Here is a 15,205-nt window from a genome sequence, read left to right on the forward strand (position 1 = left end):
GGATTATCCGTCAGCGCCGAACGCCTCTCCTGACAAACCCGGACGCGTTCCCGCCGCCACCCGTCCCGGGCGTGCCAAGCCGCCCCCGTAGAATGCCCCGCCATGAGTTACCAGGTCCTCGCACGCAAGTACCGCTCCCGCACGTTCGAGGAGCTGATGGGTCAGGAACACGTCGTGCAGGCCCTGGCCAACGCGCTGACGCAGCAGCGCCTGCACCACGCCTATCTGTTCACCGGCACGCGGGGCGTCGGCAAGACCTCGGTGTCGCGGATCCTGGCCAAGTCGCTGAACTGCGTCGGACCGGACGGCACCGGCGGCATCACCGCCCAGCCCTGCAACGTCTGCGACGCCTGCCGCGACATCGACGCCGGCCGCTTCGTCGACTACGTCGAGCTGGATGCCGCCTCCAACCGCGGCGTGGAGGAGATCTCCCAGCTGCTGGACCAGGCCGTCTACAAGCCGGTCATCGGGCGCTTCAAGGTCTACATGATCGACGAAGTGCACATGCTCTCGAACACCGCCTTCAACGCGATGCTGAAGACGCTGGAGGAGCCGCCCGAGTACCTGAAGTTCGTGCTGGCGACGACCGATCCGCAGAAGGTCCCGGTGACCGTGCTGTCGCGCTGCCTGCAGTTCAACCTGCGCCCGATGGCGCCGCAGACGGTGCTGGAGCACCTGACGCGCGTGCTCTCCAACGAGCACGTCCCGAACGAGCCCGGCGCCCTGCGCCTGCTCGCCCGCGCCGCGCGCGGCTCGATGCGCGATGCGCTGTCGCTGACTGACCAGGCGATCGCCTTCGGCTCCGGCGAACTCAAGGAAGCCGGCGTGCGCCAGATGCTGGGCAGCGTCGACCGCGGCCATGTGCTGGGCATCCTGAACGCGTTGATCGCGGGCGATGGCGCCTCGCTGGTCGGCGCGTCGGACCGGTTGCGAGACATGGGCCTGTCGGCGGGCGGCACGCTGGAGGATCTGGCGGTCGCGCTGCAGCATCTGGCGGTCGCGCAGGCGGCGCCGGGCGCGCTCGACGCGGGCGATCCCGACCTGGCCGAACTGCTGCCGCTGGCGGGCCAACTGCCGGCGGATGAGATCCAGTTGATGTACAGCATGGCGCTGCATGGCCGGCAGGAGCTGCCTCTGGCGCCGGACGAGTACGCCGGTCTCACGATGGTGCTGCTGCGCATGATGGCGTTCCGGCCGAACGGGCAGGGCGCGCGTCAGCCGTCGGCGCCCGAAGGCGCGGCGCGTCCCGCACCGGCCTCTGCAGCGAGCGCCGCGCCGGTCGCTCGTCCGCCCGCCGCGCCCGCGCCGCAAGCCGCGGCACCGCTGCCGGTCGCGCCTGCTCCGGCGCCCGCCGTGCCGCGCGTCGCCGAAGCGGCGGCGCCCGAACCCGAACCCGAGCCTGCGGAAGCGCCCGCAGCGGCGCCGGCCCCCGAGTCGCCCGCTCCGGCGGCCACGGCCGCAGTCGCTGAAGCGCCGCCTCACGCCGCTGCGCCGGCGCCTGCGGAGCTTGCAGAGCCTGCCGTTGCGCGGCCGCCTGAGCATGCGCCTGCGCCCGCGCCGACACCGGTGGCGGCGGCACCTGCCCCTGAACCCGTGCCGGCACCAGCGCCGACGCCAGTGCAGACAGCGCCGCGCGCACCCGCTCCGTCGGGTCCGTTGCGCGCCGCCACCGCGGGTGCGCCCGCGACCCGTTTCAGCGAGCGCCTGCGCCCGCGCGCCGCGCCGCTGCCTGCCGCGAAGGCCGAGGCCGACGGCGAGGAGCCCGAGGACCTGTCCCCGCCGCACGATGACGACGGTCCGCCGCCGTGGATGGACGTGCCGCCGCCGTCCGATGAGGAAGCGTCCGTCGGCATGTCGATGCCGGACATGGACGATCCGATGCCGTCGTCCGGCGATTCAGGCGGCGGCAGCGGGGGGCGGCAACGGCATCTACGTGTCGACTGCGATCGAAGAGGTCGAGCTCGTGCCGACGTCGCTGGGCGAGCGCTGGTACGCCGTCGTGCCCCAACTGGGCCTGAACGCGCTGGCGCGCGAGCTGGCGCTGCAGGCCGAATGCCTGGAGATCGACGAGACCGCCGAGCCGCAACGCTGGCGCTTCCGCGTCGAGCGCGAATCGCTGCGCCAACCCGGCCTGCTGGAGAAGCTGCAGTCGGTGCTCGCGGGCTTCGTCGGCAAGCCGGTGCGGGTCGACATCGAAGCCGGCCGCGCGTCCGATTCGCCCGCGCTGCGCGACACGCAGGCCACGCGCGCCCGCCAGCGGCAGGCGGAGTCCATCATCCTGGAAGATCCGGAAGTCCAGCAGCTGCTCGCGCAGTTCAAGACGGCGCGGATCCTGCCGGGCTCGATCAAGCCGGTCTGAAGATCCGGCCGCGGACCGCCGACCTTCGACCGCAGACGGCCGATCGCAGGACCCCACGACGAGGCGCCAGCGCAGGCGCGCGTCGTGGGCGACAATCCCGCCCATCGCATCGACCTCCGGGTCATCTCCGGGGCGGCCCTCCACCGCCCCATTGAATCTCTGAACAAGGAATCACGATCATGATGAAGGGTCAACTCGCAGGCCTGATGAAGCAGGCGCAGGCGATGCAGGACAACCTGAAGAAGGCGCAGGACGAGCTCGCCAACATCGAGGTCGAAGGCCAGTCCGGCGCCGGCCTGGTGAAGGTCACGATGACCTGCAAGCACGACGTCAAGCGCGTCGCCATCGACCCCAGCCTGCTGGCCGATGACAAGGACATGCTGGAGGACCTCGTCGCCGCCGCGTTCAACGACGCCGTGCGCCGCGCCGAGGAAGTCAGCTCGGAGAAGATGGGCAAGCTGACCGCCGGCATGCCCATGCCCCCGGGCATGAAGTTCCCGTTCTGAGCGCCGTTCTGATCATCGATCGGATCGGACTGCGGTGACCGCGCTCGAGCAATTGATCGAGGCCCTGCGGCGCCTGCCCGGCGTGGGCCAGAAGTCGGCCCAACGCATGGCCTACCACCTGCTGCAGCACGACCGCGCCGGCGCCGACGCGCTGGCCCGCGCGCTGCAGTCCGCGGCGACCAACGTGCGGCATTGCGAGCGGTGCCACACCTTCAGCGAAGCGCCGCTGTGCCCGATCTGCTCGGACCGGCAGCGCGACGCGCGGCTGCTGTGCGTGGTCGAGTCGCCGGCCGACCAGGCCGCGATGGAGCGCACCGCCTCCTACTTCGGCTACTACTTCGTGCTGCAGGGCCGGATCAGTCCGCTGGATGGCGTGTCCACGCGCGAGATCGGCGTCGATCAACTGCTGGAGCGCGCGGCCGACGGGCAGGTGGAGGAGGTGATCCTCGCCACCAGCTTCACCGCCGAAGGCGAGGCGACCGCGCATGTGCTGGCCGAGGCGCTCCCGCGCGCGCGGCCTGCGCAGCACACGGCTGGCGCGCGGCGTGCCGGTGGGCAGCGAGCTCGAGTACGTCGACCTCGGCACCATCGCGCATGCGCTGGTGGATCGCCGGTCCACCTGACGCATCAGCTCCGGCGCGACCCCCTGATGCGGACCGTCGACGCACCGCCTCCCGACCCGGTGAGGGATACCCCATGACCATCGCCAACTACTGTCTGATCGTCGCGTGCCTGATGCCGGTGCTGTGCGCCGCGCTGGCCAAGTCCAAGGGCTTCGGCAAGCGCCGCCGCGACGGCGGCTTCGACAATCACGACCCGCGTGGCTGGCTGACGCGGCAGGGCGGCTGGCAGGCCCGCGCGAACGCGGCGCAGGCCAACAGCTTCGAATCGCTGCCGCTGTTCATCGCCGGCGTGCTGGCCGCGCAGCAGATGCAGCACGCGCAGTCGCGCATCGACCTGCTGGCGATCGCTTTCGTGGTCACGCGCGTCGTGTATGTCGCGCTCTACATCGCCGACCAGCCGAGCCTGCGCAGCCTCGCCTGGGCGGTCGGCACGGCGCTCAGCGTGGCGCTGTTCTTCGCCTGACTTAGGCTGACCCTCGCCCGACCTTCGCCCGACCTTCGCCTGACGATGCGATTCAGCGCTCGGGGCGAGCTTCGTCCCGTGGCTTCGCGCCGCCCAGGAACATGTCGACGGCGCGCATCGCGCGCTGCTCGATCTCGGCGCGCGACATCTGGCGCGGGCTTCTCTCATACAAGCGCTGCCCCGTCTCCGCGGTCAGCAGCGACATGAACTGCATCGCCGTGATCGTCGGATCCAGTTTGCGGATGACGCCGCGCTGCATGGCCTCGGCGAACAGCCGGGTCAGGGCGTCGACAAGCTGCTGGGGACCCGCGCGGTGGAACAGGGGACCCAGGTCCGATCGGCCTGCTTCCGCCATCACCATCCGGTAGACCAGGATCGCGCGACGGTCGTTGAGCATCACCTGCAGCACGCAGGTGCCCGCCTTCGTCAGTAGCGGCGCGAGCGCCGGGCCGCCGTCGATCGCCGCCTCGACGATCGCCGTGGCTTCCGCCAGATGCGCCGTGGCGAAGGCTTCCACCACGGCGACGAACAGCTCCTCCTTGGACGGGAAATAGCCGTAGAGCGTGGCCTTCGATCCGCCGAGCCGCCGCGCCAGTTCGCTCATCGACGTCCCTTCGTACCCCGCTTCCTCGAAGAGCTCGACAGCGGCTTCGATGATGGATTCCCGTCTTGCCTGGGTCCTCACTCGCATCGTTGATCTCCAAAACAGTACGGATCTGTACATTTAACTTGACACCATAACGGCCGCTTCAATACCGTACGGATCCGTACCGTATTGTATTGGAGCGCCCGATGCTGAGCTACTTCCTGCACCTGATCGACCTTCTGGGGTTGTGGCTGCTGCTGCTGTTGCCGCGCAAGCGGCCGAGGCGGCGCGGCGCGCGTCGCTGACACGTCTCCGAACGACACGGACTGTGTGCCCCCACCCATTCTTGAAGGTGATCCGATGACCCGTTTTCCCACTTGCCGCCTCGTCCCGCGCGGGCTCTTCCTGCGTGGCCTGCCCCTGCGCCGCCTGATCCTGCTGGCCGTCGTGGCCGCGGTGTCGACCGGCTGCGCCAGCCCGCAGCCCTATCCCTATGCCGGCCTGGCGTCCACGCCCGAGCTCCGTCCCAACCCTGCCGACGACAGCGGACATGTGCCTTACCGCCTGCCCAGGACCGTGGACTGGGGGCAGTACGGCTCGGTCATCGTGGACCCGGTGATCGTGTATCGAGGCGCCGACCATCAGTTCGAGGACATCTCGGACGACGACAAGGCCGTGCTGGCGGGTGAGATGCGGCGGGTCTTCGCCGCGGAGTTGAAGCAGCGGTTCAGGCTGACGACCGTTCCCGACGTCGGCACGCTGCTCGTGCGCCTGACCTTGACCGGCGCGAAGACGACCACGCGGGTCGTCAGCACCTTCACCCGGTTCGACCTGGCGGGCGGACCGTACAACGCGGTGCAGGCGGTTCGCGGCAAGGAAGGCGCGTTCACCGGCTCGATCTCGTACGCGGTGGAGATCCTGGATGCCTCGACGCAGGAGTTGCTTGGGGCCTACGTCACCAAGCAGTACCCCAACGCGTGGAACCTGGGTGCCACCTTCGGCAGGCTCGACGCGGCCCGGGTCGGCATCGACAAGGGCGCGGAGGACCTGCTGGCGCAGTTGCGGTGACCGGCGATTCCCGATGAACGACGGGCGCTCGATCGAGCGCCCGTTCTTCTCCTGGCGCGCGCCGTGGATCAGCGCAGGGCCGTCTTCGTCGCCACGGTGCGAGCGCCCTTGCCATCGCTGGCGGCGACCTTGGCGCTGCGGGTCTTCGCGCCGGCCTTGGCCGGCTTGTTGGCCGCGCTCGACGCGACCTTGGTGACCTTCGCCGACTTCATCGTCTTGCTCGACGAGGACTTCGTCGGCGCGGACGACGCTTCCGCCGCGGCGAGCTGCTGGCCTTCACGCACGTAGGCGACGACCTGCTGGCCCGGCTTGAAAGTGGCCTTGGTGCTGACGCGGTTCCACTGCGCCAGCTGCGTCGTGCCCAGGCGGTAGCGGCGCGCGATGCTGGCCACCGTGTCGCCCTTGTTGGCCTTGAGCGTGACGCGGCGCATCGGCGGCACGTCGGGCGCGAAGCCGATGCGGGCGTTGTCGGCCAGGTGCTCGGACACGTCCTGGTCGCGCGACGCGGTGCGCGGCACCAGCAGCGTCGAGCCCTTGGTCACCAGCATCCGCGCCGGGATGCGGTTGATCTCGCGCAGGCCGGTCTCGCTCATGCCGACCTGCTTCGCGGCATCCGCCGGCTTCATCGTCTTCGGCACGACCCAGGCCGTCCACGACGCCAGCGGGCCGCGGTGCTTCTCGAGGTTGGCGACGAAGGTGCTGGCGTTGTCGTAGGGCAGCAGCAGCTGGCCGCTGCTGGCCGCCAGGATCACCGGCTTGTTCATCGACGGGTTGAACTGGCGGAAGGTCTCCTCGTCCAGTTCGGCCAGCTGCGCGGCGCGCGTGACGTCCATGTCGCGGTCGATGTTGACCGACAGGAAGTACGGATGGTTCGCCACCGCCGGCAGCTCCAGGCCGTAGGCCTCGGGGCGCATCACGATGTTCTTCACCGCCTGCAGCTTGGGCAGGTAGTAGCGCGTCTCGTCGGGCATGCGCAGGCTGTCGTAGTCGATCGGCAGGCCGGCCTTCTGGTTGCGCGCGACTGCCTTGCTGACGTTGCCCTGGCCCCAGTTGTAGGCGGCCAGCGCCAGCTGCCAGTCGCCGTCGAACAGCTTGTTCAGGCGCTGCAGGTAGTCCAGTGCCGCCTTGGTCGAGGCCAGCACGTCGCGGCGGTCGTCGCGGAAGATGTTCTGCTTCAGGTCGAAGTCACGACCCGTGGCGGGCATGAATTGCCACATGCCGACGGCCTTCGCGCTGGACTGCGCGTCGTTGCGGAACGCGCTCTCGACGAAGGGCAGCAGCGCCAGCTCCATCGGCATGCCGCGCTTCTGGACTTCCTCGACCACGTGATAGAGGTAGAGGCTGCCGCGGCCGGTCATGCGCGCGACGTAGTCGGGCCGGCTGCTGTACCAGTCCTCGGCCTTGCGGACCAGGTCGTTGTCGAGTTCGGGCATCGCCATGCCGGCGCGCATCCGCGCCCACAGGTCGACGTGCGTCTTCGGGGCGTCGAGGTCGACCTTCTCGCCGGGGTTCAGGTTGTCCTCGAGCAGCACGTCCAGCTTCTCTTCCGGCGCGGTGGCGACGCGCGCCACCGGCGTGGCCGGCGACGGGACGGCGGAGGCCGCGGACTCGACCGCCTGCATCGTCTGCTGCGCGACCGCCTGGGCTTCCTGGTTGTCGGCCCGCGGCGCGTTCGTCGCGCAGGCGGCCAGCACCAGCGGCAGCAGCGCGGCGATCAGCGTCAGCGCGGGACGTTTCGCGGTGCTGTGGGCGGAAGGGGGGAGGCGGCGTCCGCGCCGGTCGCGGCGCGGTGGGAACGGGCGGTCGTGCGGGGCGGGGTCAGGTGTCGATGCATCGGAGGCTCAGCGAAATTCATTCTTCCATTGACGCAGTCCGGCCAGGACCGAGACCGGCTGCGAGGTGACGCGCGGATCGCGGCGCTGGGCGGCCTCGCGGACGGCGGCGTGGTCGCAGCGCAGGAAGGGGTTGATCTGGAGCTCCACGGCGATGGTGGAGGGCAGGGTGGGCAGCGACTGCTCGCGCTGGGCCAGACACCAGGCCTCGTGGCGCGCGACCGCCTCGTTCTGGGGCTCGACTGTGCGAGCAAAACGCAGATTCGACAAGGTGTACTCGTGCGCACAGCAAACGCGGGTTTCCCCGGGGAGCGCCGCGAGCTTGGACAGCGACTCGTGCATCTGCGCGGGCGTGCCCTCGAAGAGCCGGCCGCAGCCGGCGGAGAACAGCGTGTCGCCGCAGAACAGGATCGGCGCGCCGCCATCGGTGGGCTGCTTCAACACGAAAGCGATGTGACCGGCGGTGTGACCGGGGACGTCGAGCACGTCGACAGCCTGGCCGAGGACCTTGAAGCGGTCGCCTTCGCTCAACGGTTCGACGGGCACTGGCATGCTTTCGCCAGCGGGCCCCCCAGATCCTTGCGCCTTCGGCCAGCAAGGGCATCAACTCGCGCAGGCCGCCGACATGATCGGCATGGTGATGGGTCACTAGAATGCCCTGCAGGTCCAGTCCCAGCGAGCGCAGCGCCTCCTTCACCGGTGCGGCGTCGCCCGGGTCGACCACGAGCGCCGACCGGCCGTCATGCAGCAGCCAGAGATAGTTGTCTGTGAAGGCGGGAACGGCGACCAGGTTCATGCAGGCAAGGGGATCAGGTCCCAGCGATGAAGACTCCGGGCCAGGACGACGACAGCGACGAGAAGCCGCCGATTGTAGAGGCGCACTTCCGGCCGGACACCGCCGCGGCGGAGTTCGCGCACTGGTTGCGCACGCCTGCCGGGCGCTACCTGCTCGCGTGGGAACAGCGCTTCATCGATGCCGCCGTCATCGACTGGTTCGGGTATCACGCGCTGCAGCTCGGCTTCCCGCAACTGCACGGCCTGCGGACCAACCGCATGACCAACCGCTGGCTGGCGCTGAACCACCGGCCCTTCGAGGACGGCGTCGCCGGCCCGCCGCGGCAGGGACTGAGCGTCCATCCGCTGGAGTACCAGCCCGAGCCGCAGGCCGAACTCGCCCCGGGCCTGAACGGCGCGGGCCGCGCGGCGGTCTATTGCGAATTCGATGCGCTGCCGTTCGAGTCCAACAGCCTGGACCTGGTGCTGCTGCCGCACACGCTGGAACAGGCGGCCGACCCGCACCGTTGCCTGCGCGAGGTGGAGCGCGTGCTGCGTCCCGAGGGGCGCGTCGTGATCCTCGGCATGAACCCCGCCAGCCTGTGGGCGGTGAGGCAGAATCTCGCCCGCGTCAACGGCCGCATGCTGGGCCGCCCGCCGCGGCTCTACCTGCCGGAGGAGCGCGAGTACCTCGGCTACTGGCGCTTGCGCGACTGGCTGCGGCTGCTGTCCTTCGACGTCGAACGCGCGCAGTTCGGTTGCTACCGGCCGCCGCTGCTCAGCGATGCGTGGCTCGCGCGCTGGCAGTGGATCGAGAAGCCCGGTGGCAAGTGGTGGACGGTGCTTGGCGCGCTGTATGGCGTGATCGCGGTCAAGCGCGTGCACGGCATGCGGCTGATCGGCCTGGCGCGCGGCAAGAAGCGCGCCGCCAAGACCGCTCCGGCGGTCGCGGCGGTCCACCATCACCATCATCATCGCGACGATGCCGAGGTCGATTGATCCTCACGCCATCCCGGCTGTCGGGCGCGTGATCCCGACCTGACTTCGACGTTCCAGTTCCTTTCCGACTCCTTCATGACCGATACCTCCGCTTCTCCTGATCCCGCTCCCGCCGCGCCGAAGATCGCCAAGCCGCCCGTCGTCATCTACACCGACGGCGCCTGCAAGGGCAACCCGGGCCCGGGCGGCTGGGGCGCGTGGCTCAAGAGCGGCGACCACGAGAAGGAACTGTTCGGCGGCGAGCGCAACACGACGAACAACCGCATGGAGCTGACGGCGGTGATCGAGGCGCTGACCTCGCTCAAGCGCAGCTGCAACATCGTGATCTACACGGACAGCGAGTACGTCCGCAAGGGCATGACCGAGTGGATCTCGGGCTGGCAGCGCCGCGGCTGGAAGACGGCGGACGGCAAGCCGGTGAAGAACGCCGACCTGTGGCAGCGCCTGGAGGCGCTGCGCAAGCTGCACACGGTCGAGTGGCGCTGGGTCAAGGGCCACGCCGGCGATCCGGGCAACGAGCGCGCGGATGCGTTGGCGAACAGGGGTGTGCTGGTCGCCAAGTAGCCCGCAGGCTTGTCCATCAGCGCAGCGCAGCGCCATGCCGCGCTGCCGAGGCGCTCGATGGGCGCGCGTGTTGGAAACGCCATGTACAAGTCCGCAAGTACCTAGGAAATGCAACATCCCGAAGTGGATGGGCGCATTCAACGTACCGCTGGCAACGGTCCTTGCGCGATCTCTCGCGGCGTCTTCCCGAGCAGCCGCTTCAGCGAGTGGCTCATGTGCGCCTGATCGGAGAAGCCGAGCTCGGCAGCGACCTGCGACGCGGTCCACCCCTGGCGAAGCAGCTCCGCGGCCTGGTGGGCCCGCGCGATCTGCTGCAGCGTCTTGAGACCGAGCCCCGCCACCTCCGCGAAGTGCCGCTGGATGCTGCGTTCGTCGAGCCGTTGCCGCGCGCCCTGCAGCGCCCGCAGGACGACCGGATCCCGCTCCAGCACGCCCTGGCGCGCCAGCGCCGCCACGAGCTGCTCGGCGTTGTCGAAGCGGGGGATCTCGAAGCGCTCGTCGCCGAGGTGGAAGCGACCCTCCCGGTCGACCGGGCAGACCACGCCCTGGCCGACCATCAGCCGCCCGGGCAGGCGCGGCATGTAGACATCGGTCTTGAAGGCGATGCTGAGGATCTCGTCGCCCGCGCGGTTGTCGATCGTGAGCGGAGCGGTGATCTGGCCGGTCTGGATCACCATCACCGGACCGTCGCCGCGGCGCACGAACAGCAGGTCCCACGAACCGTCGGGCAAGGCGGTCTCATGGTTGTCCGCGAGATGCCGGACACGGCGGACCTTCGCCACCAGGGGCGAATCCGCCGGACGCTCCTCCTCAGCGATCGGTCCTTCCATCCAGACCCTCTCGGGGTGTTCGGGACGCTTGCGCCCGCAGCGCGCCGAAGAATCGGCGCAGGTCGTCCACGACCAGTTGCGGGTCCGTTTCGTTGGCGAAGTGACCGCCGCGTGGCATCTCGGTCCACTGTAGCAGCCGGGTATGCGAGCGCGCCGCGAAGCTTCGGACCGAGCGGAAGTCATCGGGGAACACGGCCACGGCGGTCGGCGTGTGATTGGGCAGGTCGCGAGAGCCCGCGCCGCTGGCGGCGTTGGCGAAGTACATCTCGGCCGCCTGCCCGCCGGTGCCGGTGAACCAGTAGAGCGACAGGTGGGTGAGGAAGCGGTCGCGGTCGACCTCGGCGGCGCGTTCTCCTTCGAAGCCGAAGAACAGCTCGGCGTTCCAGGCCAGCAGCGCCGCCGGCGAATCCACCAGGCCGAAGGCGAGGGTGCCCGGCCGCTTGGACTGGATGTCGACATAACCGGCGTACTTCCTGAAGTAGTTCAGGCGCTCGAACCCCGCCATCTCGAACGGGGTCAGGCCTTGCATTTCGTCGGGCGTGCCGGCGGGGAACGCGAAGATCTGCTGGACGTGGACGCCAGCCAAACCTTCCGGCGCGAGGATGCCCATCTCCCGAGCGACCAGCGCGCCGACGTCGCCCCCCTGCGCGCCGTAGCGCTCGTAGCCGAGGCGCTTCATCAAGGTGTCCCAGGCGGCCGCGGTGCGGGCGGCATCCCAGCCCGCAGCCGCCAGTGGCGACGACAAGCCCATGCCCGGCACCGACGGGATGACCAGGTCGAAGGCCGGCGCATCGTCGCGGCCGTGGCCGCGCGGGTCCGTCAGCGGACCGATGAGGTCCAGGTACTCGGCCGGGGAGCTCGGCCAGCCGTGCGTCAGGATCAGCGGGAAGGCTTCCGCTTCCGGCGACTTCACGTGGATGAAGTGGAGGGTCTGGCCGTCGATCTCCGTCGTGAATTGCGGCAGCGCGTTCAGGCGCGCTTCCTGAGCGCGCCAGTCGAAGCCGTCGCGCCAGTAGTCGGCCAGTTCGCGCACCAGCGACACGGCCTGGCCGTGGCTGAAATCGCGCACGACCGGCTGCGGCCAGCGCGTGGCGGCGAGGCGGGCGCGAAGGTCGTCGATCTGCGAGTCGGCGATCTCGATCCGGAACGAATGGATGGCGGTGTTCATGGCGGCTCCTTGGCGGGGTGGGAATGGCCTCACTGTCGGACAAGGCCGCGGCCGGGTCTTGTAGAAAACCGACGCGGCGGTTCGCCCGCTCCGCGATGGCTTCGCCGGGTCGACGTCCCGCGTGCCACGGCGCCCCGACCGCTCCACTACACTTCTCCGCCTTCCTGGACCTCCGCGTTCCCGCTCCCGTCATGGACAACCAACCGCTGATCGACTGGCATTCGATGTTCATGGGTGTGGCCCTGCTGGCCAGCGCCCGTTCCAAGGACAGCCGCAAGCGCAACGGCGCCTGCATCGCCAGCGCGGACTACAAGATCGTCGGGGTGGGCTACAACGGCCTGCCGCGCGGCTGCGACGACAACGACCCCGCCTACTGGTCCGACGATGACGCCGATCCGGCCAACTCGCGCCACAGCTACATCGTGCATGCGGAGGTCAACGCGATCCTCAACTGCGTCGTGCTGCCGCTGACCGGCAGCACCATCTACACGACGCAGTACCCGTGCCCGCGCTGCGTGCAGTCCATCATCCAGGTGGGCATCCAGCGGGTGGTCTACCTGGAGAAGAAGGACCACCAGATCGGCCTCAACACGGCCTCGGCCAAGATGCTGACCGACGCTCGGATCGACGTGCTGGCGCTCAACGAGCTCGACGTGCCGGCGGCCGTCTGGTGCACCGACCTGTCGGGCTTCATCGCCAAGCCGCGGACCTGAGCGGTGCCCGGCGGCTGGCGGAAGCCGTGCGAGGGGGCGATGGGTCCGACGGTCGCTTCGAAGGATCGCTCCGACGGGTGATCCGATGAACTGACCGGGAAAGACCCCGCTTTTCCCGCTCAAGTTTTTTCGGCCCGATTCATGATCCTTCCCACGCCGACATGAATCGTTCCGAGGCCGCCATGCACACCACCATCCCGCCGCACCTGATGCCCGAAACCGCCCAGGCTCCCTGGGGACTGGTGCCGGATCTCGGCCTGACGGTGGCCGGCACGGCCAGCATGGACGAGCTCTTCGCACTGCAGGACCTGATGGCCGGACACGGCCTGACCCTGCAACCGACGCGCATGCTGTACGACCGCCTCTACGCGCTGGAGCGCCTGAACACCGCGCATGCCCGCGGCGACGCGCGGCTGCAGGCGGCCGCGCAAGAACTGTTCGACGCCTACCAGCGCCGCGGAGAATGGATCGGCCTGGTGCACTGAGCCGACGTTCCGTTCCTCGATCCCGAACCGAAGGCGCCCGCGAGGCGCCTTTGTCGTTTTCGCTTTGCGCTTCTGGCATTTCAATGCTCGGTCGTTCGTGTCGGCGCATCGACTTCCCCTTGATTAGGCGTGGCGCACGTCAGGTCGCTTCGCTAGGCTGAGGTGGTCAGGGATGGAGCGAAAAAAATCATGCTCACGACGATCTGGAGGGCGCTGAAGATTCAGCGCAGGGTGGCCATGGGGCCGCTCATGTTGACCTTCCAATGGGGGCGGTCGACACGGCTGGTCCGATCGAGGACGAGGAGAACTGGCCGGGCGGCCTTCGATGCCGGCGCAGTCCGGGAACCGGTCGCGCCTGTCGAGCGACAGGCTGAGCGTCCTGCCGAGCCGCTGTCGCCGCCCAGCGCGCTGCTGTTCGGGGTCGGGCCTGGATTGGGCGAAGCGCTCATGGAGCGACTGGATGGCGAGGGCTTCCGGCTTGGCGTCGTGTCGCGCAACGCTGGGCGCCTGCAGGGGCTGCTGGATCGATTGCCGGGAGGCGGTCGTCGACATCACGCCTATGCTTGCGACGTGACGCTGGAGACCTCCGTCGACAAAGCCTTCGCGCGATTCGAGCGCGACTTCGGCGCGCCATCGTTGGTGATCTACGCACTGCAGAGCTTCGGTCCCGGCACGATCGACGACATCGAAGTGCCCGCCTTCGAAGAGGGCCTGCGCCACAACTGCTTCGGCGCCTTCCTGGTCTCTCGCCTGGCATGCCGGGCGATGGCCGAGGCGGGGCGGGGCACGCTGCTGCTGGTCGGTTCGACGTCGTCGGTCATCGGGCGGGCAGGGCACCTGAATCTTGTCGCCGGAAAATTCGGACAGCGCGGTCTCGCGCAGGTGCTCGCCCGCGAGATGTGGCCGCGAGGCGTTCACGTGGCTCACGTGATGATCGACGCCGACATCCAGGAAGGCGAGCGACGTACCCATCCACAATCGGAGCCGCACCACATTGCGGAGACGCTGTTGTTCCTCCATCGACAGCCGAAGTCTGCATGGACCAGCGAGCTGGATCTCCGACCGTGGAATGAGCGCTTCTGGGAGCACTGCTGAGACGGACGATTCTGAGTCGCCATCAGGGCGACGACCCGATGGCTAAGATCGGACGACCACTTCAGGAGGACCGCATGAACACACCGCGCTCTCCCCGAGACTTCCCGCCCGGCCTCTACGGCGGGCTCGAGCACGACGACGAGGACCACCGCGTCGGCGAGACGGGCCAGAAGGGCCCGGAAGGTGATGGCGAGGTCGATCGAGCCCATCACGAGCAGCAGGACCGCGACAGCCGGGACGATCGCGCGCGACCGCCCAAGCGCTGAAGAAGACGCTGAAGAGGACGCTGAACAGTTACCTTCTGCCGTCTTGGCGCCTTCATCTCCCGAGTGCAGAATCCGCGGTCGCAAAAAAGCCAACAAGGCGATCGAACTCGGGAGGAAAAGGCGATGCCATTCGTCGGATTGGGTGTTCACATTCTGCTGGCGCTGTTCTGCGCCGTTCACGTCGTGCGCAACGGGGGACAGCTGTACTGGCTGATCATCCTGTTCTCTTTCCCGCTGCTGGGCAGCCTTGTCTACCTGCTGGTTTTCGTGGTGCCGCACTCGCGGGTCGAGCGCAGCGCCAAGCGCGCCGTGCGCGCGGCCGGCCGCGCAATGGATCCGGGTCGGGAACTGCGCGAGGCGCGCATCGCCTTCGACGAGACGCCGACCGCGCAGAACCAGATGCGCCTGGCCACCGCGCTGTTGGAAGCCGGCGAAGCGGCGCAGTCCGCCGAGCAGTTCCAGGCGTGCCTGCGCGGCCCGTTCGCGAAGGATCTGGAGATCCGGCTCGGCGCGGCTCGCGCCTTCCTCGCGGCCGGACAGGCGGCTCAGGCGCTGGAACACCTGGCATCGATGCGCGCCGAGAAGGCCGACTTCCGCGCCGAGGCGGTGTCGCTGCTGACGGCGCGATCGCTGGCGGCGCTGGACCGCACCGTGGAGGCGCGCGCCGATTCGAATCCGCCTCCGAGCGCTTCGGCAGCGTCGAAGCCTGGGCGGAATACGCGATCTGGGCGCTGGGCCGCGGCGACGACGCGACCGCGCAGCCGCTGCTGGCGAAGATCGACAAGGTCAGCGCGAAGTGGAATGCGCTGGCGAAGCAGCTGAATGAGCCGGTGATGCGGCGGCTGCGGGTGGCGCGCAAGTCATGACCCCATGA

Annotated in this window: 15 protein-coding genes and 3 pseudogenes; 13 read left to right on the top strand and 5 right to left on the bottom strand. The window is 69.1% G+C overall.

Features of this window, described 5'->3' with window-relative positions; all coding sequences use genetic code 11:
- Positions 1 to 102: 102 nt before the first annotated feature.
- The 5 genes and pseudogenes from dnaX to ACFJIX_RS17205 all read left to right on the top strand — a co-directional run.
- A pseudogene (dnaX, locus tag ACFJIX_RS17185) lies at positions 103 to 1,587 on the top strand (DNA polymerase III subunit gamma/tau); the annotation flags it as partial.
- 244 nt (positions 1,588 to 1,831) lie between these two features.
- Positions 1,832 to 2,359 carry a DNA polymerase III subunit gamma/tau C-terminal domain-containing protein gene (locus tag ACFJIX_RS17190; RefSeq protein WP_377161823.1) on the top strand — a complete coding sequence of 176 codons (528 nt, stop codon included), beginning with the start codon at positions 1,832 to 1,834 and terminating at the stop codon, positions 2,357 to 2,359.
- Between the two features lie 179 nt (positions 2,360 to 2,538).
- Positions 2,539 to 2,865 (top strand): YbaB/EbfC family nucleoid-associated protein, encoded by a 327-nt coding sequence (locus ACFJIX_RS17195; protein WP_377153060.1) that lies wholly within the window; start codon positions 2,539 to 2,541, stop codon positions 2,863 to 2,865.
- 34 nt (positions 2,866 to 2,899) lie between these two features.
- Positions 2,900 to 3,488 (top strand): annotated as a pseudogene (gene recR / locus ACFJIX_RS17200) (recombination mediator RecR).
- 73 nt (positions 3,489 to 3,561) lie between these two features.
- Positions 3,562 to 3,951: an MAPEG family protein gene (locus ACFJIX_RS17205; protein ID WP_377153063.1), complete on the top strand. Its 390-nt coding sequence runs from the start codon at positions 3,562 to 3,564 to the stop codon at positions 3,949 to 3,951.
- 52 nt (positions 3,952 to 4,003) lie between these two features.
- Here the strand turns inward: ACFJIX_RS17205 and ACFJIX_RS17210 are convergent, their stop codons facing one another.
- Complete coding sequence (locus ACFJIX_RS17210) at positions 4,004 to 4,642, bottom strand: TetR/AcrR family transcriptional regulator (RefSeq protein ID WP_377153065.1); 639 nt, start codon at positions 4,640 to 4,642, stop codon at positions 4,004 to 4,006.
- A 255-nt stretch (positions 4,643 to 4,897) separates the two neighbouring features.
- On the opposite strand from ACFJIX_RS17210, the gene ACFJIX_RS17215 reads away from it, so the two are divergent.
- On the top strand, positions 4,898 to 5,605 hold the full coding sequence (locus ACFJIX_RS17215; protein ID WP_377153068.1) for a DUF3313 domain-containing protein: 708 nt from the start codon (positions 4,898 to 4,900) through the stop codon (positions 5,603 to 5,605).
- Positions 5,606 to 5,673: 68 nt separating this feature from the next.
- On the opposite strand, the gene ACFJIX_RS17220 is transcribed toward ACFJIX_RS17215, so the two are convergent.
- Complete coding sequence (locus tag ACFJIX_RS17220; RefSeq protein ID WP_377153070.1) at positions 5,674 to 7,299, bottom strand: transglycosylase SLT domain-containing protein; 1,626 nt, start codon at positions 7,297 to 7,299, stop codon at positions 5,674 to 5,676.
- 147 nt (positions 7,300 to 7,446) lie between these two features.
- Positions 7,447 to 8,233, bottom strand: a pseudogene (gene gloB, locus ACFJIX_RS17225) (hydroxyacylglutathione hydrolase).
- A 26-nt stretch (positions 8,234 to 8,259) separates the two neighbouring features.
- On the opposite strand from gloB, the gene ACFJIX_RS17230 reads away from it, so the two are divergent.
- Complete coding sequence (locus ACFJIX_RS17230) at positions 8,260 to 9,210, top strand: class I SAM-dependent methyltransferase (RefSeq protein WP_377153072.1); 951 nt, start codon at positions 8,260 to 8,262, stop codon at positions 9,208 to 9,210.
- Positions 9,211 to 9,285: 75 nt separating this feature from the next.
- On the top strand, positions 9,286 to 9,774 hold the full coding sequence (gene rnhA / locus ACFJIX_RS17235) for a ribonuclease HI (protein ID WP_377153074.1): 489 nt from the start codon (positions 9,286 to 9,288) through the stop codon (positions 9,772 to 9,774).
- Positions 9,775 to 9,911: 137 nt separating this feature from the next.
- Here the strand turns inward: rnhA and ACFJIX_RS17240 are convergent, their stop codons facing one another.
- The gene (locus ACFJIX_RS17240) at positions 9,912 to 10,604 is read right to left on the bottom strand and encodes a helix-turn-helix domain-containing protein (protein ID WP_377153076.1); all 693 of its coding nucleotides are present in this window, start codon (positions 10,602 to 10,604) and stop codon (positions 9,912 to 9,914) included.
- Complete coding sequence (locus ACFJIX_RS17245; RefSeq protein WP_377153078.1) at positions 10,585 to 11,772, bottom strand: epoxide hydrolase family protein; 1,188 nt, start codon at positions 11,770 to 11,772, stop codon at positions 10,585 to 10,587. The genes ACFJIX_RS17240 and ACFJIX_RS17245 overlap by 20 nt, the downstream gene beginning before the upstream one ends.
- A 191-nt stretch (positions 11,773 to 11,963) precedes the next feature.
- Between ACFJIX_RS17245 and ACFJIX_RS17250 the strand changes: the two genes are divergently transcribed.
- From ACFJIX_RS17250 to ACFJIX_RS17270, 5 genes are all read left to right on the top strand, one after another.
- Positions 11,964 to 12,485, top strand: coding sequence for a deoxycytidylate deaminase (locus ACFJIX_RS17250; protein ID WP_377153080.1), 522 nt, complete (start codon positions 11,964 to 11,966; stop codon positions 12,483 to 12,485).
- Positions 12,486 to 12,646: 161 nt separating this feature from the next.
- Positions 12,647 to 12,970 (top strand): hypothetical protein, encoded by a 324-nt coding sequence (locus ACFJIX_RS17255; protein WP_377153082.1) that lies wholly within the window; start codon positions 12,647 to 12,649, stop codon positions 12,968 to 12,970.
- Positions 12,971 to 13,219: 249 nt separating this feature from the next.
- Positions 13,220 to 14,065: an SDR family NAD(P)-dependent oxidoreductase gene (locus ACFJIX_RS17260; RefSeq protein WP_377153084.1), complete on the top strand. Its 846-nt coding sequence runs from the start codon at positions 13,220 to 13,222 to the stop codon at positions 14,063 to 14,065.
- A gap of 74 nt (positions 14,066 to 14,139) precedes the next feature.
- Positions 14,140 to 14,331 carry a hypothetical protein gene (locus tag ACFJIX_RS17265; RefSeq protein WP_377153086.1) on the top strand — a complete coding sequence of 64 codons (192 nt, stop codon included), beginning with the start codon at positions 14,140 to 14,142 and terminating at the stop codon, positions 14,329 to 14,331.
- Between the two features lie 123 nt (positions 14,332 to 14,454).
- Positions 14,455 to 15,153, top strand: coding sequence for a hypothetical protein (locus ACFJIX_RS17270; RefSeq protein ID WP_377153088.1), 699 nt, complete (start codon positions 14,455 to 14,457; stop codon positions 15,151 to 15,153).
- The last annotated feature ends 52 nt before the right edge of the window (positions 15,154 to 15,205 follow it).

This window comes from Roseateles sp. UC29_93 (genome assembly GCF_042695725.1).
Lineage (GTDB): Bacteria > Pseudomonadota > Gammaproteobacteria > Burkholderiales > Burkholderiaceae_C > Roseateles > Roseateles noduli_A.

Coding starts and splice junctions, on each gene's coding strand:
- ACFJIX_RS17190 (WP_377161823.1), top strand. CDS start 1,832: ATGAGGAAGCGTCCGTCGGCATGTCGATGCCGGACATGGACGATCCGA.
- ACFJIX_RS17195 (WP_377153060.1), top strand. CDS start 2,539: ATGATGAAGGGTCAACTCGCAGGCCTGATGAAGCAGGCGCAGGCGATG.
- ACFJIX_RS17205 (WP_377153063.1), top strand. CDS start 3,562: ATGACCATCGCCAACTACTGTCTGATCGTCGCGTGCCTGATGCCGGTG.
- ACFJIX_RS17210 (WP_377153065.1), bottom strand. CDS start 4,642: ATGCGAGTGAGGACCCAGGCAAGACGGGAATCCATCATCGAAGCCGCT.
- ACFJIX_RS17215 (WP_377153068.1), top strand. CDS start 4,898: ATGACCCGTTTTCCCACTTGCCGCCTCGTCCCGCGCGGGCTCTTCCTG.
- ACFJIX_RS17230 (WP_377153072.1), top strand. CDS start 8,260: ATGAAGACTCCGGGCCAGGACGACGACAGCGACGAGAAGCCGCCGATT.
- rnhA (WP_377153074.1), top strand. CDS start 9,286: ATGACCGATACCTCCGCTTCTCCTGATCCCGCTCCCGCCGCGCCGAAG.
- ACFJIX_RS17240 (WP_377153076.1), bottom strand. CDS start 10,604: ATGGAAGGACCGATCGCTGAGGAGGAGCGTCCGGCGGATTCGCCCCTG.
- ACFJIX_RS17245 (WP_377153078.1), bottom strand. CDS start 11,772: ATGAACACCGCCATCCATTCGTTCCGGATCGAGATCGCCGACTCGCAG.
- ACFJIX_RS17250 (WP_377153080.1), top strand. CDS start 11,964: ATGGACAACCAACCGCTGATCGACTGGCATTCGATGTTCATGGGTGTG.
- ACFJIX_RS17255 (WP_377153082.1), top strand. CDS start 12,647: ATGAATCGTTCCGAGGCCGCCATGCACACCACCATCCCGCCGCACCTG.
- ACFJIX_RS17260 (WP_377153084.1), top strand. CDS start 13,220: ATGTTGACCTTCCAATGGGGGCGGTCGACACGGCTGGTCCGATCGAGG.
- ACFJIX_RS17265 (WP_377153086.1), top strand. CDS start 14,140: ATGAACACACCGCGCTCTCCCCGAGACTTCCCGCCCGGCCTCTACGGC.
- ACFJIX_RS17270 (WP_377153088.1), top strand. CDS start 14,455: ATGCCATTCGTCGGATTGGGTGTTCACATTCTGCTGGCGCTGTTCTGC.